The organism is Streptomyces sp. NPDC048297, from assembly GCF_043201585.1.
GTDB lineage: Bacteria > Actinomycetota > Actinomycetes > Streptomycetales > Streptomycetaceae > Streptomyces.
Window position 1 is genome coordinate 19,446 of record NZ_JBICZA010000016.1, and the last position, 16,953, is coordinate 36,398.

Here is a 16,953-nt window from a genome sequence, read left to right on the forward strand (position 1 = left end):
CCGGCACCGTGATCTCCGTGCCCGCTGCACGTACCGCGTCCGGCGCCTGCGCCTTCGGCCTGCCCTTTGGGTCGGCAGCCCGCAGCCCGCAGCCCGCAGCCCGCAGCCCGCAGCCCGCGGCCCGCAGCCCGCGGCCGGCGCCCGCGCGTGCTCTTGAGGCCCGCGGCCTTCGCCCTGCGCCTTCGCCCGCGCCCTCAGACCGCCCGCAGCAGCGGCACCGCCCGCCCCGGCACCGTGATCTCCGTGCCCGCTGCACGTACCGCGTCCGGCGCCTGCGCCTTCGGCCTGCCCTTTGGGTCGGCAGCCCGCAGCCCGCAGCCCGCGGCCGGCGCCCGCGCGTGCCCTTGAGGCCCGCGGCCTTCGCCCTGCGCCTTCGCCCGCGCCCTCAGACCGCCCGCAGCAGCAGCACCGCCCGCCCCGGCACCGTGATCTCCGTGCCCGCCGCATAAACCGTGCCCGGCGCCTGTGTCTGCTCCTCGTGGGAGGTGTCCACCACGACCGCGTAGTGCTCCGCCCACGGCGCGGACGGCAGGATGAAGCCGGTGGGGTGGTCGCCCGCGTGCAGCAGTGCGAGGAAGCTGTCGTCCGTGACCGGTGAGCCATGTCCGTCCCGGCCGGGGATGTCCCGGCCGGACAGATACATGCCAAGCGTGGCGGCGGGTGCGTACCAGTCGCCCTCGGTCATCTCCTCGCCCCGCGCCGTGAACCACGCCAGGTCCCGCAGCCCGTCCGCCGGGTGGGCGCGGCCGGAGAAGAAGGCGCGGCGGCGCAGCACCGGGTGCCGGTGGCGCAGGGCGATCAGCCGGCAGGTCAGGTCGAACAGGGGCCGCCAGTCGGGGTCGTCCAGCAGGGACCAGTCCAGCCAGCTGATCTCGTTGTCCTGGCAGTACGCGTTGTTGTTGCCCCGCTGGGTGCGGCCCAGCTCGTCACCGGCGACCAGCATCGGCACGCCGGTGGACAGCAGCAGGGTCGTCATCAGGTTCCGCAGCTGCCGGCGCCGCAGCGCCCGCACCTCCTCGTCGCGTGTCTCGCCCTCCACCCCGCCGTTCCAGGACCGGTTGTCGTCGGTGCCGTCCCGGTTGTTCTCGCCGTTGGCCTCGTTGTGCTTGCGCTCGTACGACACCAGGTCGCGCAGCGTGAAGCCGTCGTGCGCGGTGACGAAGTTGACCGAGGCGTAGGGGCGCCGGCCGCCCCAGGCGTACAGGTCGCTGGAGCCGGACAGCCGGTAGCCCATCTCCCGTACGTCCGGCAGCGCATGGCGCCAGAAGTCGCGGACGGTGTTGCGGTAGCGGTCGTTCCACTCCGTCCACAGCGGGGGGAACGCGCCCACCTGGTAGCCGCCCGAGCCGACGTCCCAGGGCTCGGCGATGAGCTTGACCCGGCGCAGCACCGGGTCCTGGGCGATCACGGCCAGAAAAGGGGACAGCATGTCGACGTCGTGCATCGAGCGGGCGAGCGCGGCGGCCAGGTCGAAGCGGAAGCCGTCCACGCCCATCTCGGTGACCCAGTACCGCAGCGAGTCCGTGATCAGGCGCAGCACCTGCGGCTGGACCACGTGCAGGGTGTTGCCGCAGCCGGTGTAGTCGGCGTACCGGCGGGCGTCGTGCTGGAGCCGGTAGTAGCCGCGGTTGTCGATGCCCTTCAGGGAGAGCGTCGGCCCCAGTTCGCCCGCCTCCGCCGTGTGGTTGTAGACCACGTCGAGGACGACCTCGATGCCGGCCGCGTGCAGCGCGCGGACCATCCGCTTGAACTCGCCGACCTGCTGCCCCGTCGTACCGGAGGCCGCGTACCCCGCGTGCGGGGCGAAGTAGCCGATGGAGTTGTAGCCCCAGTAGTTGGTGAGGCCCCGGCGCAGCAGATGGTCCTCGTGCGCGAACTGATGGACCGGGAGCAGCTCCACGGCCGTCACACCCAGCTTCACCAGGTGCTCGATCGCGGCCGGGTGCGCGAGCCCCGCGTAGGTGCCGCGCAACTCCTCGGGGATGCCCGGATGCAGCCGGGTGAAGCCCTTGACGTGCAGTTCGTAGATCACCGAGTCCGCCCACGGCGTCTTGGGCCGGCGGTCGTCGGACCAGTCGTCGTCATCGTGGACGACGACGCCCTTGGGTACGTACGGCGCCGAGTCCCGCTCGTCGCGCACGGTGTCGGCGACGTGCTGCTCCGGCCAGTCCCGGACGTGTCCGTACACCTCGGGCGGCAGCCGGAACTCCCCGTCCACCGCGCGCGCGTAGGGGTCGAGCAGCAGCTTGGCCGGGTTCCAGCGGGCGCCGGTCCACGGGTCCCAGCGGCCCTCCACCCGGTAGCCGTAGCGCTGGCCGGGCATGACGCCCGGCACGAAGCCGTGCCAGATCTCGTGCGTCAGCTCGCTCAGCTCGACGCGCGTCTCCCGCCCCCGCTCGTCGAACAGACACAGCCGTACGCCCTCCGCCCCGGCCGCCCACAGCGCGAAGTTGGTGCCCGCGACCCCGTCCGGACCGACCCGGAACCGGGCCCCCAGCGGTGTCGGCGCACCCGGCCACACGGGCGGCACGGGCGGCACGGCGCGACGGGCGCCGTTCACCACGGCGGCCGGACGGCCCCAGTCCGCGGCCGGCTCCTCGGCCCGTGCCGGCTGCTCGGCTGCGCTCGTCACCAGTCGCCCCTCATTTCGCCTGCTCGGCCCGGGGGCGCCCGACCGTGCCGAAGGGCCGGGCGTGCCCCAGGTCTTGTGACCCCGGGCACGCCCGGCCGCACGGTACGGCTGCGCCCCGACGGCTCCGGCGTGGGCGCGATGGCGGCTCCCCTTCGCGTCGTCCTCCCCACAGTTCTGCCCAGCACGGGCGTCGCACTCACGTTTCCCCGGAGCGTGCCCTGTCGTTGTGTCCTGCGTGAGGCACGTACAAGGACGCGCGCGGCGCGCGGTGGCCGCGCTGGCAGCGGCACTGACATGGGCGGGACTGCTGGCCGGGGCGGCCGGCTGTTCCGCGGACGGCTCCGGACCGCTGGGCATCGGCGGGGCGCTGGGCAAACCCCCGCGCCCCGAGGACGTCATCCGGGTGAGCCCGGACGACGGCAGCAAGGGGGTCCGGCAGGCCGAGCGACTGCGGGTGAGGGTGCCCGGCGGACGGCTGGAGAAGGTCACCGTCCGCAAGTCGCAGGACGCGCAGGTGTCCCCGGTACCCGGGCACATCAGCGCCAACGGGCTGAGCTGGGAGCCCGACGACGAACGGCTCTCCCTGGCCGCGAAGTACACCGTCGACGCGGTGGCCCTGGACACCCGGGGCCGCCGCTCGGCCCGGCACACCACCTTCACGACCTACGTCCCCGACCAGCGGTTCATCGCCTACGTCACCCCCGAGAACCGCTCCACCGTCGGCACCGGAATGATCGTCTCCCTCGCCTTCAGCCGGGATATCACGAACCGTGCCGCCGTCGAACGCGCGGTGAGCGTCAGCGCGAAGCCGCCCGTGGAGATCCGCGCGCACTGGTTCGGCAAGAACCGCCTGGACTTCCGGCCCGAGCACTACTGGAAACCCGGCACCGAGGTCACCGTCGACCTCGCGCTCCGGGACGTCGAGGGCGCGCGCGGGGCCTACGGACTCCAGTACAAGACGATCGGCTTCACCGTCGGCCGCAGCCAGGTCTCCCAGGTCGACGCGGCCGCACACACGATGGAGGTACGGCGCGACGGGCAGCTGCTCGCCACCGTGCCGATCACCGCGGGCGCCCCCGAACACCCCACCTACAACGGGAAGATGGTGGTGATGGACATGCTTGAGGTCACCCGCATGAACAGCCAGACGGTGGGCCTCGGCGCCGAGTACGACATCCCCGACGTCCCGCACGCCATCAAACTCACGGACTCCGGCACCTTCCTGCACGGCAACTACTGGGCCCCGGACGCCCCCGGCCAGGTCAACGTCAGCCACGGCTGCGTGGGTCTGATGGACGTGAAGGGCGGCAGCTCGGACACCCCGGCGGGCTGGTTCTTCGACCGCACCCTGGTCGGGGACGTCGTCGAAGTCGTGAACAGCAAGGACAAAACCGTCTCACCCGACAATGGTCTCGGAGGGTGGAACATGGCGTGGAACGAGTGGAAAGCGGGCAGCGTCCTCAAGTAGCCCGGTGAACCGGGGGGTTGACGGGCCGGGCGGCGGCCGAAGTTGCGACGGAACGGTGACATACGGCCGCCGCCGAGCCCGAAACCCTGCGGCTACCATGCCCGGACGGGCGCGTGGGGCGCGCCGGGGTGTGGGCCTGTGACCGGGCCTTGGAGGGGAGAACAAGTGAACAAGCGGCCGATATCGGGGGCGCCGGCGGGGATCAGGCGAACGGCCCAGACACAGCGGACAGGCCGTCGTGGCCGGGGTGCGGTGCTCGTGACCGGAGCGCTCGTGCTGGCCCTCGCCGCGTGCGGCGGGGGCGGCAAGGCGGGGGCCGGGGCGGGGGACGACAAGGGGACGGGCTCGGGCGCGCAGCAGAGCAAGCAGTCCGCGGCGGCCGTCAGCATCTCGCCCGCGCCGGGCGCCAAGGGCGTCGACACCAGCGGCGCGCTCAAGGTCGGCGTCACCAAGGGCAAGCTGACCGAGGTCACCGTCAAGGACGGCAAGGGCACGAAGGTCGCCGGCACCATCGCCGCCGGGGGAGCGTCCTGGACGCCGTCCACGCATCTCGCCGGCGCCACCACGTACTCGGTGCACGTGGTCGCGAAGGACTCCGAGGGCCGTGAGGCCGCCGAGGACTCCACGTTCACCACGCTCACGCCGAAGAACACCTTCACCGGCTACTTCACCCCCGAGGACGGCTCCACCGTCGGCGTCGGCATGCCGTTCTCCCTGCGCTTCACCCGGGGCATCACCCACCCCGACGACGTCGAGAAGGCCATCAGCATCAAAACCGAGCCGGCTGTCGACGTCGAGGGCCACTGGTTCGGCAACGACCGCCTGGACTTCCGCCCGGAGAACTACTGGAAGTCCGGCACGAAGGTCACCGTCGACCTGGACCTCGACGGCGTCCAGGGCCGTGACGGCGTCTACGGCAAGCAGCACAGGACGGTGAAGTTCACCATCGGGCGCAACCAGGTCTCCTACGTGGACGCCAAGAAGCACACGATGAAGGTCACCCAGGACGGCAGGACCGTCAGGACCATCCCGGTCACCACCGGCAAGCCCGGCTACGACACCTGGAACGGCCGGATGGTCATGAGCGAGAAGCTCGTCGAGACCCGGATGAACGGCGAGACGGTCGGCTACGGCGGCGAGTACGACATCAAGGACGTCCCGCACGCCATCCGCCTCACCGACTCCGGCACCTTCATCCACGGCAACTACTGGGGCGGCGGCGCCTTCGGCAACTACAACGCCAGCCACGGCTGTGTCGGCCTGCGCGACGTGCGCGGCGGCTACTCCAGGAGCGTGCCGGCGGCCTGGTTCTTCAACCACTCCATCGTCGGCGACGTGGTGGTCGTGACGAGGTCCCACGACCGCACGGTCGACCCCGCCAACGGCCTGAACGGCTGGAACATGTCCTGGGCCGACTGGACCAAGTGACCCCCGAACCACCCCCGGGCCCGGCGCTGTGACCTACGGCACCGGGCCCGTCGCCGTTAGTCCCCGTTAACCTCTGCGCATGACCGTCAATCTCGAAGTCGCCGAAGGTGTCGCAACGCTGCGTCTGGACCGGCCGCCGATGAACGCGCTGGACGTGGCCACGCAGGACCGGATCAAGGAACTCGCCGAGGAGGCCACGCGCCGCGACGACGTGCGCGCCGTGGTGATCTACGGCGGCGAGCGGGTGTTCGCGGCGGGCGCGGACATCAAGGAGATGCAGAACATGGACCACACCGCGATGGTCCTGCGCGCCCGCGCCCTCCAGGACTCCTTCACCGCCGTGGCCCGCATCCCCAAGCCCGTCGTCGCCGCCGTCACCGGCTACGCGCTCGGCGGCGGCTGTGAACTCGCCCTGTGCGCCGACTACCGCATCGCCGCCGACGACGCCAAGCTCGGCCAGCCCGAGATCCTGCTCGGCCTCGTCCCGGGCGCCGGCGGCACCCAGCGGCTGCCCCGGCTGGTCGGCCCCTCCAAGGCGAAGGACCTCATCTTCACGGGCCGGATGGTCAAGGCCGAAGAGGCCCTCGCCATCGGCCTGGTGGACCGGGTCGTGCCGGCCGCCGAGGTGTACGAGCAGGCGCACGCCTGGGCCGCCAGGCTCGCCAAGGGCCCGGCGATCGCGCTGCGCGCGGCCAAGGAGGCGATCGACACCGGTCTGGAGACGGACATCGACACCGGGCTCGCGCTGGAACGCAACTGGTTCGCCGGGCTGTTCGCCACCGAGGACCGCGAGCGGGGCATGCGCAGCTTCGTGGAGGAGGGGCCGGGCAAGGCCAAGTTCCTCTGAGGCGAGGCGAGGCGAGGCGCGGCGCGGCACTGCGCGGCCAGGCACTGCACTGCACCGCACTGCACCGCACTGCGGGACAACTTGCCCTGGCCCTCTTGCAATTGACGCGTCGTCTGATTCGGGTCCCTCGTTGGGGCGGTTTATGGGAGCCTTAAGACAGCCTTAAGTCTGCCTCGTCGAGGGAGCCCGACGATTGCCCGGAAGTGAGTCGTCGTCGCAGGTCAACTGGCCCGCGCCGGACCACGGCATGCCCTCGGCATATGCCGGCCGAGCGGCGTGGAACAGGGGCGTGCGAGGGGCGTATTCCTCCGGAACGGCCCCGGAGACGGCCTCGGACGGCCATCATGGGGGCATGGCGGGGCTGGAGGGCATCGAACAGCCGCGGGGACACAGCCGTGCGGCCGCGGCACGCTGGTCGCCCGCGGTCGAGGACGAGCAGGCGCTCAAGGCGCTCGAACTGTACGGAAACCCGACGGAGGCGGAGGTCCCGCTGCCGTCCCGCCCGGAATCCGCCGCCACCGCGCGCCGGCTCACCCAGGTCATCGTCCTGCGCCACTGGGGACTGAGCCCCAAGATGACCGAGGACGCGGTCTTACTCGTCTCCGAACTCGTGGGCAACGCCGTGCGGCACACCGGCGCCCGCGTCTTCGGACTCCGTATGCGCCGCCGCCGCGGCTGGATCCGCGTCGAGGTCCGCGACCCCTCGCGCGGCCTGCCCTGCCTGATGCCGGTTCAGGAGATGGACATCAGCGGACGCGGCCTCTTCCTGGTCGACAAACTGTCCGACCGGTGGGGCGTGGACCTGCTGCCCCGGGGCAAGACGACGTGGTTCGAGATGCGGGTCGCCGACCGCTAGAGGGTGTCGCGTTCGGACCATCCCGGCGTCGCGGGACCTGGCGCGGGGTCTGGCACGGAGCCTGGCACGCACATCTGCCGCGTTGTCGTCACTCGCCGACTCCCCCACGCTCGCCCCCCACGCTCGCCCCCCACGCTCAACTCAGCTCGCGCCGCGGACCCCCATCGCGTCGACTCCCTCCTCCGCCTCGCATCCGCACGCATCGCACCCCGCTCAGGTCCGCCGGTCCGCACTGTCGGTCCCGGCCGGCCCGATCCGAACGGCACCCCCTGGTCCCGGCCGAGCCGGCGTGAAGGCGCGGCGAGAGCGCCACGCGGGCATGAAGCGCCACGCGGACACGGTGAGGACGCCGCGACCCGAAAGCCTCGGCCAATCGGCCCAATCGGTGGTTTTCTTACCTATCACCTCTTAAATGGTGCGCGTGACCACGACCAACCGACGCGGAGTGCTGCGCGCGGGCGCCGGGCTCGTCGCCGGAGGCGCGCTCGCCGCCGGATGCGGATCCACCCCGGCGGCACCGAGCGCCACCACGACCTCCGGGGCCTCCTCCTCGTCGACCTCCTCCGCCCGCGCGGCCGGCCACCCCGCGACCACCCCGCGGGCCGCGCCCGCGCCCCGCGCCTTTCCCGGGCAGCCCGCCCAGATCACCCACGGCCCGCGCACCCGCCCGAACGTCGCCCTCACCTTCCACGGCCAGGGCGATCCGGCCCTCGCCACCTCCCTGCTCGACGCGGCCGAACAGCGCGGCGCCCGGCTCACCGTCCTCGCCGTCGGCACCTGGCTGGACGAACACCCTGACCTCGCCCGGCGCATCCTCGACGGCGGCCACGACCTCGGCAACCACACCCAGCGGCACATCGCCGTCAACACCCTGTCCGAGAGCGCGGCCCGCAAGGAGATCACCGACTGCGCGGACCGGCTGAAGCGGCTCACCGGATCCATCGGCACCTGGTTCCGCCCCTCCCGCGCACCGACCGCCTCCGCGCAGGTCGCCCGGCTGGCCCGCGCCGCCGGCTACCCGCACGTGCTGTCGTACGACGTCGACTCGCTCGACTACACCCGCCCCGGCGCCGACGCCGTCACCCGCAAGGTGGCCGCCGAGGTGCGCGCCGGCTCGGTGGTGAGCCTGCACTTCGGATACCCCGACACGGTCGCCGCCCTCCCCGCCGTACTCCACGAACTCGACCGCCGCGGACTGCACGCGGTCACCACCACGGAGCTGCTGAGCTGATGCGAACCACGAACGCCTCCCGCCTCCTGGCCGCCGGAGCCGCCCTCACCGCCCTGACCCTGCTGTCCGCGTGCGGCGGGGGCGGCCAGAGCCACGAGAACGAGGCCCTCGCCAGCAAGGCGCCTCTCCAGCCGCCCCAGGAGAAGCGGCAGCAGATGGACGTGCTGCCCGGGATGCCCCCGGTCCAGAACCCGGCCGACCTCTACGCGGCCGACCGGCCGGGCCGGTTCTCCCCGGTCGTCAAGGACTTCCCGTCCCGCGTCTACGTCCCCAACACCAACTCCGACACCGTCGATGTCATCGACCCGAAGACCTACAAGATCATCGAGACCATCCGGGTCGGCCGCCAGCCCCAGCACGTCGTGCCGTCCTGGGACCTGAAGACCCTGTGGGTCAACAACGACCTCGGCAACAGCCTCACCCCGATCGACCCGAAGACCGGCAAGGCGGGCAAGCCGGTCCCCGTGCACGACCCGTACAACCTCTACTTCACGCCCGACGGCAAGTACGCGGTCGTCATGGCCTCCATGGACCGCCAGCTCGTCTTCCGGGACGCGCACACCATGAAGGTCGTCAAGGCCGTCCCGGTCAGCTGCTACGGCGTCAACCACGCCGACTTCTCCGCCGACGGCCGCTACTTCATCGTCTCCTGCGAGTTCAGCGGCGAACTGCTGAAGGTCGACACCGCGAAGATGAAGGTGGTCGCCCAGCAGAAGCTGCCATACCAAGGGGCCATGCCGCAGGACGTCAAGATCTCCCCGGACGGCAAGCTGTACTACATCGCCGACATGGTCGCGGGCGGCGTGTGGATCCTGAACGGCGACACCTTCGCCAAGCCGACGTTCCTCGCCACCGGCATGGGCGCGCACGGGCTGTACATCAGCCGGGACTCCCGGGTCATGTACGTCTCCAACCGGGGCGAGGGCACCATCTCCCTTTTCGACTTCGCCCAGAACCGGCTCACCGCCAAGTGGCGTCTGCCCGGCGGCGGCAGCCCCGACATGGGCGGGGTCTCCTCCGACGGCAAGGTGCTGTGGCTGTCCGGCCGCTACAACGCCGAGGTCTACGCCATCGACACCCGCGACGGCAAGCTGCTCGCCCGCATCAAGGTCGGCAAGGGTCCGCACGGCCTCGCCGTCTACCCGCAGCCCGGCCGCTACTCACTCGGACACACCGGCATCTTCCGCTGACCGGCCGCATAGCAGCAGCGCCTCCGCGCCGACCACGCGGTAACCGGCCGCCTGGAACGCCCGCATGCTGCGGGCGTTCCCGGGTGTCACCTGCGCCCACAGCGGCTCGCCCGCCAGCTGCCGCGCCGCCGTCACCAGGGCCCGGCCCAGCCCCCGGTGCCGTACCCCCTCGTCCACCTCGACGGACACCTCAAGACGCCCCGCGACCCCGCGCCCCAGGACCAGCACCGCGCCGTCCGCCTCCCACACCCGCACGTCGTCACGGCGCCGGCGGGCGTAGACGGCGCGCGGATGCCCGGCGTCCCCGATCTCGCGCAGCGCGAGGTCCGGCCGGCCGGGCAGGGGCGAGCCGACCATGACCGCGTCGACGGTCTCCGAACCACGGCCGGTGCGCTCCATGAACGCGGCGAGGAAACGGGCGTTCATCGGCGCCGCCAGCGGATCGGTGCCCGTGCGGGCCAGCGCCTCGCGCACCCACGCCGGGTCCTCGTCCGTGAAGACCACCGAGTGCGCGGTGAACGCCAGCACCCCCGCGTCCCGCGCACAGTGCTGCGGTACGACCGTCGTACGGCCGTCCGCCGGCGGGAAGACTCCGTGCGCCGCCGCGTCGACGATGTCCCGCAAGGTCTCCGTCACGGCTCTCCTTGAGTCTCCACCCACTGGAAGGCCCACACTCGCAGACATGATCGACGACGGCACCGGACTTCTCACCATCGGCGAGCTGGCGCGGGCCACCGGTCTCACGGTGCGCACCATCCGCTACTGGTCCGACGAAGGCGTGCTGACCCCCGTGACCCGTTCCGCGGGCGGCTACCGGCTCTACGACGCCGAGTCCGCCGCCCGTCTGGAGCTGATCCGCACTCTGCGGGAGCTGGGGCTCGGCCTGGACTCCGTCCGCGAGGTGCTGGCGGGCGAGACGACGGTGGCCGAGGTCGCGGCGGCGCACGTGATCGCGCTGGACGCGCGGATCCGGTCGCTGAAGGTGACCCGGGCGGTGCTGTCGACCGTGGCGAGACGCGGTGCGACCGCGGAGGAGATGACCCTGATGAACAAACTGGCACGGCTGTCGGCCGCCGAACGGCGGCGGATCATGGAGGAGTTCGTGGAGGAGCTGTTCCACGGCCTCGACACGGCGGACCCGGACATCCGCGAGCGGATGCGCACCTCCGCGCTCTCGCTCCCGGACGATCCGACGCCCGAGCAGGTCGACGCGTGGGTGGAGCTGGCCGAACTCGTCCAGGACCCCGAGTTCCGGGCGCAGATGCGGCAGGCGGCGGAGTTCAACGCGGCCGACCGGGGACACGACACCCCCGCCGGGGCGTCCATGTGGTTCTTCAAGCGGCTGGTCGAGCTGGTCGGGCCGGCCCGTGAGCAGGGCATCGCGCCCGAGTCGCCGGAGGCCGACCGGGTCCTGGGCGACCTGCTCGGCAACGCCGACCGGACCGCCGTCCTCGCGCGCATGAAGGCGAGCCACAACGTACGGCTCGCCCGCTACCGCCAGCTGCTCGCCGTCCTGAAGGAAACGGACGCGCCCGCGCACGAGGAGGACTTCGCGTGGGTGGTCGCCGCACTTCAGGCGCAAGCAGGCAGCTAATCTGACCTGCGTCAGTGCGCCCGTAGGGCATGAGAAACACGAAACAAAGGGGCGGATCGGTGGCGGACATCGAGGAAGCACGCAAGCAGTTCCAGCGGATCGACGCGGACGGTGACGGGTTCATCACGGCTGCCGAGTTCAAGACCGCCCTGGCGCAGGGGGGTGACTGGAACGTCACCGACACGGTGGCGGAGTCCATCATCAAGACCCGTGACCTCAACGGCGACAAGGTCCTGTCGTTCGACGAGTTCTGGGCCTACCTGAGCAAGTGAGGCAGGGGCGCCGGGGCGATCGGCAGGCGGGCCTCCCGCCGGACCGGCCCGGCGCCGGCCCGCCGGAATAGGTCTCCTCACCCCGGGGTTGTCGCAGATGACGGAAGTATGCGCATGCATCGACCTGGAGAGCCCCTCATGAAGATCGGCATCATCGGCGCGGGCAACATCGGCGGCAACCTCACCCGGCGGCTCACCACCCTCGGCCACGACGTCTCCGTGGCCAACTCGCGCGGCCCCGAGACCCTGAAGGACCTGGCCGAGGAGACCGGCGCGACCCCGGTCCTGGCGACGGACGCGGCCAAGGGCGCCCAGGTCGTCGTGGTCACCGTCCCGCTGAAGCGGATCCCCGACCTCCCCGCCGGCCTGCTGGACGGCGCGGCCGACGGCGCTGTCGTGATCGACACCAACAACTACTACCCGCAGCAGCGCGACGGCCGGATCGCCGGGATCGAGGACGACGGCCTGACCGAGAGCCGCTGGACCGAACAGCACCTCGGACACCCCGTGATCAAGGCCTTCAACGGCACCTACGCCCAGGACATCCTGGACCGCCCCCGCCCCGCCGGCGACCCCGAGCGCCTGGCCCTGCCGGTGTCCGGCGACGACCCGGCCGCCAAGCAGGCCGTCCGCGACCTCATCGACGAACTGGGCTTCGACACGGTCGACGCTGGCGGCCTCGACGACTCCTGGCGCCAGCAGCCCGGCACCCCGGTGTACGGCCTGCGGGCGGGCACGGAGGCCGTGCGCAAGGCCCTGGCGGAGGCGTCCCCGGAGCGCCCGGCCGACTTCCGGGGCTAGTCCCGCCCCGGCTCACCACAACCCCTGACGACAGGGGTGCCCGGCACGACAGGGGTGCCCGGCACGACAGGGGTGCCCGGCACGACAGGGGTGCCCGGCGCCGTGCACCGGCTCGGCCGGCCGCCGCCGGGCACCCTGTCCGTTCGCGCCTCAGGCGTCCGCGGCCCACGCGCGCAGGGCGGCCCGGGTCTCGAAGGCGGCCACGTCCTTGTCGTGCGGCTCGCTGCTGTACTGGTGGAAGCGCCACTTGGCCTTGATGCGGGGCTTGCCCGCCGTGACGTAGTCGGCGATCCACAGACCGTCGCCCGCGTACGAGGTCGTGTCGATGTTCAGCCAGTAGTCCCGGTTCGTGTACAGGAGCACCTGGTTGTTCGGCCGGAGCTCCTTCAGGGTCCGGATGAACAGATCCTTCTCGGCGTTGCTCGCGTGCGTGCCTTCGCTGGTCGTCTCCCAGTCGACGGCGAGCAGATCGCCTCCCTTCTCCGGGGCGTGCTTGACGAAGTACGCGGCCTGGGCGGCGACATGACCCGGCCACAGAAAGTGGTAGAAGCCGACGACCAGCCCCGCGTCACGCCCGTGCTTGGTCTGGTCCGTGAGTCTCGGGTTGACGTACGAACGCCCCTCCGTCGCCTTGATGAAGACGAACGAGAGGCCGTCCGTGTCGTAGGACGACGACTGGTACGCGCTGACGTCGATGCCGTGCAGCATGAGGGGGACTCCCTTGAGTGCCAGTGGGGGGACAGGAGTTGACAGTTGTATGCCCCACCCTGGCACGCCGGATCCACCGACCGCACGCGATATGCGGGCCGGAGACCTATACGGTGGAGCGAACCGGAGACGGGGCAGTTCAAGGGGGGCGCGTGGAGCCAGAGTTCACGGTGGTGATCGCATCGGTCGTGACCAGCCTGATGGGGCTGATCACGACCGACGGCTATACCGCGTTCAAGAACCGGCTGGGTGCGCTGCGCAGGCGGGGCGGTCGGGGCCGCGAGGACACCGGTCTTCGCGGAGTCGATCAAGCCGATGAAGTCGAAGAAGTCGATGAACTCGATGAACTGGGCGGCGATCTGAGTCTGGCCCATGCGCGAGGCGACGCTACGCACGCGAGGGACATCGAGGCGCGCGTGGCACGGCTGGTGCACGACCGATTGCACCGACTGCTGGTGGAACAACCCTCCTTGGCCGGCGAACTGGATCTGCGGCAGCCCGCGCTCCCGCCCGCGCCCCCGGTGCCGCACATCAGCCTGGGGCCGGTTCACCACTACCAGAACCATGACGCGTTGTTGCGGCGGATGGACGCCCTGTGGGAGAGCCGCCAGGCCGCCGGCGCCCCTACCAGGATGTACCTTCACGGCATGCCGGGCATAGGAACGTCCGCCACAGCGCGTCAGTGGCTGCACAGGCACCGGGACGAGCTGGCGGGCCGCCCACAACTCCGGGCTTCGTTCGGCAGAGACGTGTGGGGGCGCATGCCGGACTCCGGGGCGGTCCTGGAACGCTGGTTCCGCGAGCTGGACGTCCCGGTGCCGGAAATTCCTGCCGACCCGGGGGACCGCGCGGAGTACCTCCGGCAGCGCATCGCCGCGCGTGGCCCGGTCGTTCTGCTGCTCGAAGACGTCGTGCAGGCCGCACAGATCGAACCGCTGCTGCCGGACTCCCCGGACAGCGTGGTCCTCATCACCAGCACGTCCCGCTTGCCCAGCCTGGTGCGTGCCCTGCACGCCGAACCCCTCGAACTGGGCCCTCTGGACGCGGTGCACAGCCGCCGGCTGCTGGTCGGCGTCGGCAGGATCGGCAGCGACGAGGCCGTGTACGAGAAGGAACTGGACCTGATCGCGGACGCGTGCCAGGGACACCCTCTCGCGCTGTGCATCGCCGGGGCCCAGCTGGCGGTCGGCCACGCCGGCAAGGCGCGGGAGCTGGCGGTCGCCATGTCCGATCGCCGCACGAGGCTGGGAGAGCTGGACGTGGAAGAAGAACTGTCCTCAGCCCTGGACCCCGGCTACCGCGCTCTCGCCCCCGACGCCGCCTCTCTGTACCGCTGCCTCGGCCTGCACCCCGCCGAGGAGTTCGAGGTGGACCTCGTACGGGCCATGCTTCCCGACCTGGACGCCGCCGCCCGGAGCAGGGCCCTTCAGCAGCTCATCAGCGAGCACCTGATCGAGACCACCGCGGACGGCGGATACCGGATGCGGCACCGGCTGATCCACGACCACGCCCTCGCGCGCGCCCGCGCCGACCAACCGCTCGCGGTCCGCGAGGCGGTCCAGGACCGGATCATCGCGCAGCGCCTGGAGTTCCTCGAACGCACGGAGGCAGCTCTCTCCTCCCGCCTCCGACATGATCCCGCGGGAACGTACGCGGCCTACGCGCCGACCGGCCCCGTGGACGAACCGGCGCTGATCGCGGGTCTGGAGCGGCGCCGGGAGAGCGTGGAGAACGTGGTGCGTCTGGCCCACGAGACGGGCCGGCACGAGCAGACGTGGCGGATGGTACAGGGACTGCACACCTTCTACCTCAGGTGCGGCCTGCACGATCCCTGGATCGCCACGCACGAACTGGCTGTCAGGTCGGCCCAGGAATGCGGCGACCAGATGGCCGTCGCGCGGATGTACTTCGAGCTGGGTTTCGCTCACCAGGACCGGTGGAGCGTCCTTCAGGGGGACCCGGAGGCCGCTCGCGGTTACCTCGATCGCGCGCTGGCACTCGTACGGCCGCACGACGGCACCGGGACCGAGGAGCAGCGGCGTACGGAGTCCAGCGCGCTGGAGGCTCTCGGCCTGGTGGAACGCAGGTCGGGCGACCCCGCCGAAGCCTTGAGGCGTTTCGCGCAGGGGCTGAACGCCCTGGAAGGCATCGAGCACCCGCGCGGGCGGGCCCTGTTCGCGCTCCACCGGGGGACGGCCTGTACGGACCTGCACCGTCATGACGACGCGAAGCGCGAACTGCTCTTCGCGCACGACCAGTTCGAGAAGCTGCGGGTGCCCGAGCCCTACAACCAGGCCCGTGCCCTGACCCGCCTCGCGGAGGATCGCCGGGCCGCGGGGCTGCTCGGAGAGGCTGTCGAGGCGCTCGACAAGGCGGCCGTGCTCATGACCCAAAAGGGTCCTCCGTTCCAGCGCGCCGGGATCCATCTGCTCCGGGGCGATCTGCTGGGTGAGCAGGGCGATCGCCAGGAGGCGCGGCGAGACTGGACCGCGGCGCGTGATCTGTTCCTCGAGGCGAACAGCCTTCGCGCGCAGGAGGCGGACCAGCGACTCATGGGCACCTGAGAGCGGGACCACGACGGGGAGTCGTGAGTCACAGGGGCGCGATGGCGAGCAGGCCGGTCCCGGAGTCCGGACCGATCGTCACCTGAAGCCGTACAGGCCCGGGGGCGCCGGCCATGGGCACCGCGTGGTCGTGGACCACCGATGCCGCGATGGCGGCCGACGCCCAGGAGGGGCGTCCGCCGTGCCAGCGGGCGTGCAGCCGTCCGCCGTCCCGCAGCAGCACCACACAGGCGTCGTCCGGCTCCTCGATCGCGATCAGGCCGCATCCCGGGTACCGGGCGGCGACGGCATCCCGGATCGCCGTCGCCTCCGTGCGGGACGGCCGGCCGAGGGGCAGAAGCAGGACGTCCGCCGAGCGGGGCCATGTGGCGTCCGGATCATCGATGTCGGCCACCAGATGCGTGCCGGCCAGATGCCGTTCCCTCGTGCGGCGTTGCAGGGGTGCCGCGTACCGGCGCACGGTGATCCGGCCTCCGTCCGGCGCGGCTGACACGTACACCGGCCGCTGGACGGGAGAGGTGCTCCCGACGGGTACGGCGGAGGGGACCGGGACCAGGCGCGGGCGGGCCGGAGCCACGGGCTCGGGCAGGTCGAGCCACCGATAGAACAGGCGCCGCAGCAGAACGGCCGATTCCCCGGGACGTGAGGTGATGGTCGTGCGGAGGTCGCGGAGTTCAGCACTGCTGGGCTGTGCCGCGGCTGCCTCTTCGAGCTGAGCAAGGAACGGCCGGCGAGGGGACAGGCGGGGAAGAGCCGTGCCGAGACGAGCCATGGGGGACTGAGGGGCGACCTTCGCATCATGGAAGGATCCGAGAATCACGGGAATTCCCAAGGCGATTCCGTACATGGTCAAAGAGCCGTGGTCACCAAGGATTCCGTCCGCTGCCAGAAGTGCGGCTTTCCAGGATTCCGTGTCCGGTACGGGGAGCAGCAGTCCGTGCTCGGTGAGTGGCGCCAACCAGTTCTGCAGCTGCCAGGCGCCGTGACCGTACCAGGAATTCGGATGAATTGCTGCGAGGATTCGATATTCGTCGACCGGCAATTCCGCGAGGGCGCGGTGAAGAGTGTCCGTATCCCTTTCGTGGTCCTCGTCGGAGGAGATGACCGACCCGCGCCCCCAGGTGGACGAGACCACAATGAGTTTCTGTCCGGGCCGTATCCCCAGAGCCCGCCGGTACTCCTCGCGGAACGGGGCACTCATCTGCAGTTGATCGAAGCAGGGATCCCCCGCCACCACACTCACCGGTACGGCTTCCGGACAACCGGCGGCCAAGCGCTCGCGCTGCTCCTCATGCGAAAGGACAATCGCTGACGGGACGACGCGCCCGTCATGCATCAGCCAATCCGAAGTCAGCCCAAAGG

Annotated in this window: 14 protein-coding genes; 10 read left to right on the top strand and 4 right to left on the bottom strand. The window is 71.3% G+C overall.

Translation table 11 applies throughout. The annotated features are described in order from the left end of the window. Positions 1 to 385: 385 nt before the first annotated feature. Positions 386 to 2,632 carry a glycogen debranching protein GlgX gene (glgX, locus tag ACGFYV_RS19050; protein WP_393879554.1) on the bottom strand — a complete coding sequence of 749 codons (2,247 nt, stop codon included), beginning with the start codon at positions 2,630 to 2,632 and terminating at the stop codon, positions 386 to 388. Positions 2,633 to 2,909: 277 nt separating this feature from the next. Here glgX and ACGFYV_RS19055 point away from each other — a divergent pair, with 277 nt between their 5' ends. The 6 genes from ACGFYV_RS19055 (at position 2,910) to ACGFYV_RS19080 (ending at position 9,652) form a co-directional block, all read left to right on the top strand. Next, on the top strand, positions 2,910 to 4,100 hold the full coding sequence (locus ACGFYV_RS19055) for an Ig-like domain-containing protein (RefSeq protein ID WP_393879691.1): 1,191 nt from the start codon (positions 2,910 to 2,912) through the stop codon (positions 4,098 to 4,100). A gap of 165 nt (positions 4,101 to 4,265) precedes the next feature. Beyond that, complete coding sequence (locus ACGFYV_RS19060; RefSeq protein ID WP_393879555.1) at positions 4,266 to 5,528, top strand: Ig-like domain-containing protein; 1,263 nt, start codon at positions 4,266 to 4,268, stop codon at positions 5,526 to 5,528. 79 nt (positions 5,529 to 5,607) lie between these two features. Continuing rightward, the gene (locus ACGFYV_RS19065; RefSeq protein ID WP_393879556.1) at positions 5,608 to 6,375 is read left to right on the top strand and encodes an enoyl-CoA hydratase/isomerase family protein; all 768 of its coding nucleotides are present in this window, start codon (positions 5,608 to 5,610) and stop codon (positions 6,373 to 6,375) included. Between the two features lie 352 nt (positions 6,376 to 6,727). Continuing rightward, positions 6,728 to 7,231 carry an ATP-binding protein gene (locus ACGFYV_RS19070; protein WP_393879557.1) on the top strand — a complete coding sequence of 168 codons (504 nt, stop codon included), beginning with the start codon at positions 6,728 to 6,730 and terminating at the stop codon, positions 7,229 to 7,231. Between the two features lie 412 nt (positions 7,232 to 7,643). Continuing rightward, positions 7,644 to 8,462 (top strand): polysaccharide deacetylase family protein, encoded by an 819-nt coding sequence (locus ACGFYV_RS19075; protein WP_393879558.1) that lies wholly within the window; start codon positions 7,644 to 7,646, stop codon positions 8,460 to 8,462. Then, positions 8,462 to 9,652, top strand: a complete 1,191-nt coding sequence (locus ACGFYV_RS19080; RefSeq protein WP_393879559.1) for a beta-propeller fold lactonase family protein — start codon at positions 8,462 to 8,464, stop codon at positions 9,650 to 9,652. Before ACGFYV_RS19075 ends, ACGFYV_RS19080 begins: the two co-directional genes overlap by 1 nt. Here the strand turns inward: ACGFYV_RS19080 and ACGFYV_RS19085 are convergent. Continuing rightward, complete coding sequence (locus tag ACGFYV_RS19085; RefSeq protein WP_393879560.1) at positions 9,623 to 10,288, bottom strand: GNAT family N-acetyltransferase; 666 nt, start codon at positions 10,286 to 10,288, stop codon at positions 9,623 to 9,625. The two genes, ACGFYV_RS19080 and ACGFYV_RS19085, sit on opposite strands and share 30 nt — an antisense overlap. 46 nt (positions 10,289 to 10,334) lie before the next feature. Here ACGFYV_RS19085 and ACGFYV_RS19090 point away from each other — a divergent pair, with 46 nt between their 5' ends. From ACGFYV_RS19090 to ACGFYV_RS19100, 3 genes are all read left to right on the top strand, one after another. Continuing rightward, positions 10,335 to 11,246, top strand: coding sequence for a MerR family transcriptional regulator (locus tag ACGFYV_RS19090; protein WP_393879561.1), 912 nt, complete (start codon positions 10,335 to 10,337; stop codon positions 11,244 to 11,246). A gap of 59 nt (positions 11,247 to 11,305) precedes the next feature. Continuing rightward, positions 11,306 to 11,518: an EF-hand domain-containing protein gene (locus tag ACGFYV_RS19095; RefSeq protein ID WP_393879562.1), complete on the top strand. Its 213-nt coding sequence runs from the start codon at positions 11,306 to 11,308 to the stop codon at positions 11,516 to 11,518. A gap of 138 nt (positions 11,519 to 11,656) precedes the next feature. Then, positions 11,657 to 12,319, top strand: a complete 663-nt coding sequence (locus tag ACGFYV_RS19100) for an NADPH-dependent F420 reductase (RefSeq protein WP_393879563.1) — start codon at positions 11,657 to 11,659, stop codon at positions 12,317 to 12,319. 150 nt (positions 12,320 to 12,469) lie between these two features. Here ACGFYV_RS19100 and ACGFYV_RS19105 read toward each other — a convergent pair whose 3' ends face one another. After that, positions 12,470 to 13,027, bottom strand: coding sequence for a GH25 family lysozyme (locus ACGFYV_RS19105; protein ID WP_393879564.1), 558 nt, complete (start codon positions 13,025 to 13,027; stop codon positions 12,470 to 12,472). A gap of 152 nt (positions 13,028 to 13,179) precedes the next feature. On the opposite strand from ACGFYV_RS19105, the gene ACGFYV_RS19110 reads away from it, so the two are divergent. Beyond that, positions 13,180 to 15,591 carry a hypothetical protein gene (locus ACGFYV_RS19110; RefSeq protein ID WP_393879565.1) on the top strand — a complete coding sequence of 804 codons (2,412 nt, stop codon included), beginning with the start codon at positions 13,180 to 13,182 and terminating at the stop codon, positions 15,589 to 15,591. Between the two features lie 28 nt (positions 15,592 to 15,619). Here the strand turns inward: ACGFYV_RS19110 and ACGFYV_RS19115 are convergent, their stop codons facing one another. Next, complete coding sequence (locus ACGFYV_RS19115; protein ID WP_393879566.1) at positions 15,620 to 16,411, bottom strand: hypothetical protein; 792 nt, start codon at positions 16,409 to 16,411, stop codon at positions 15,620 to 15,622. Positions 16,412 to 16,953: the final 542 nt, after the last annotated feature.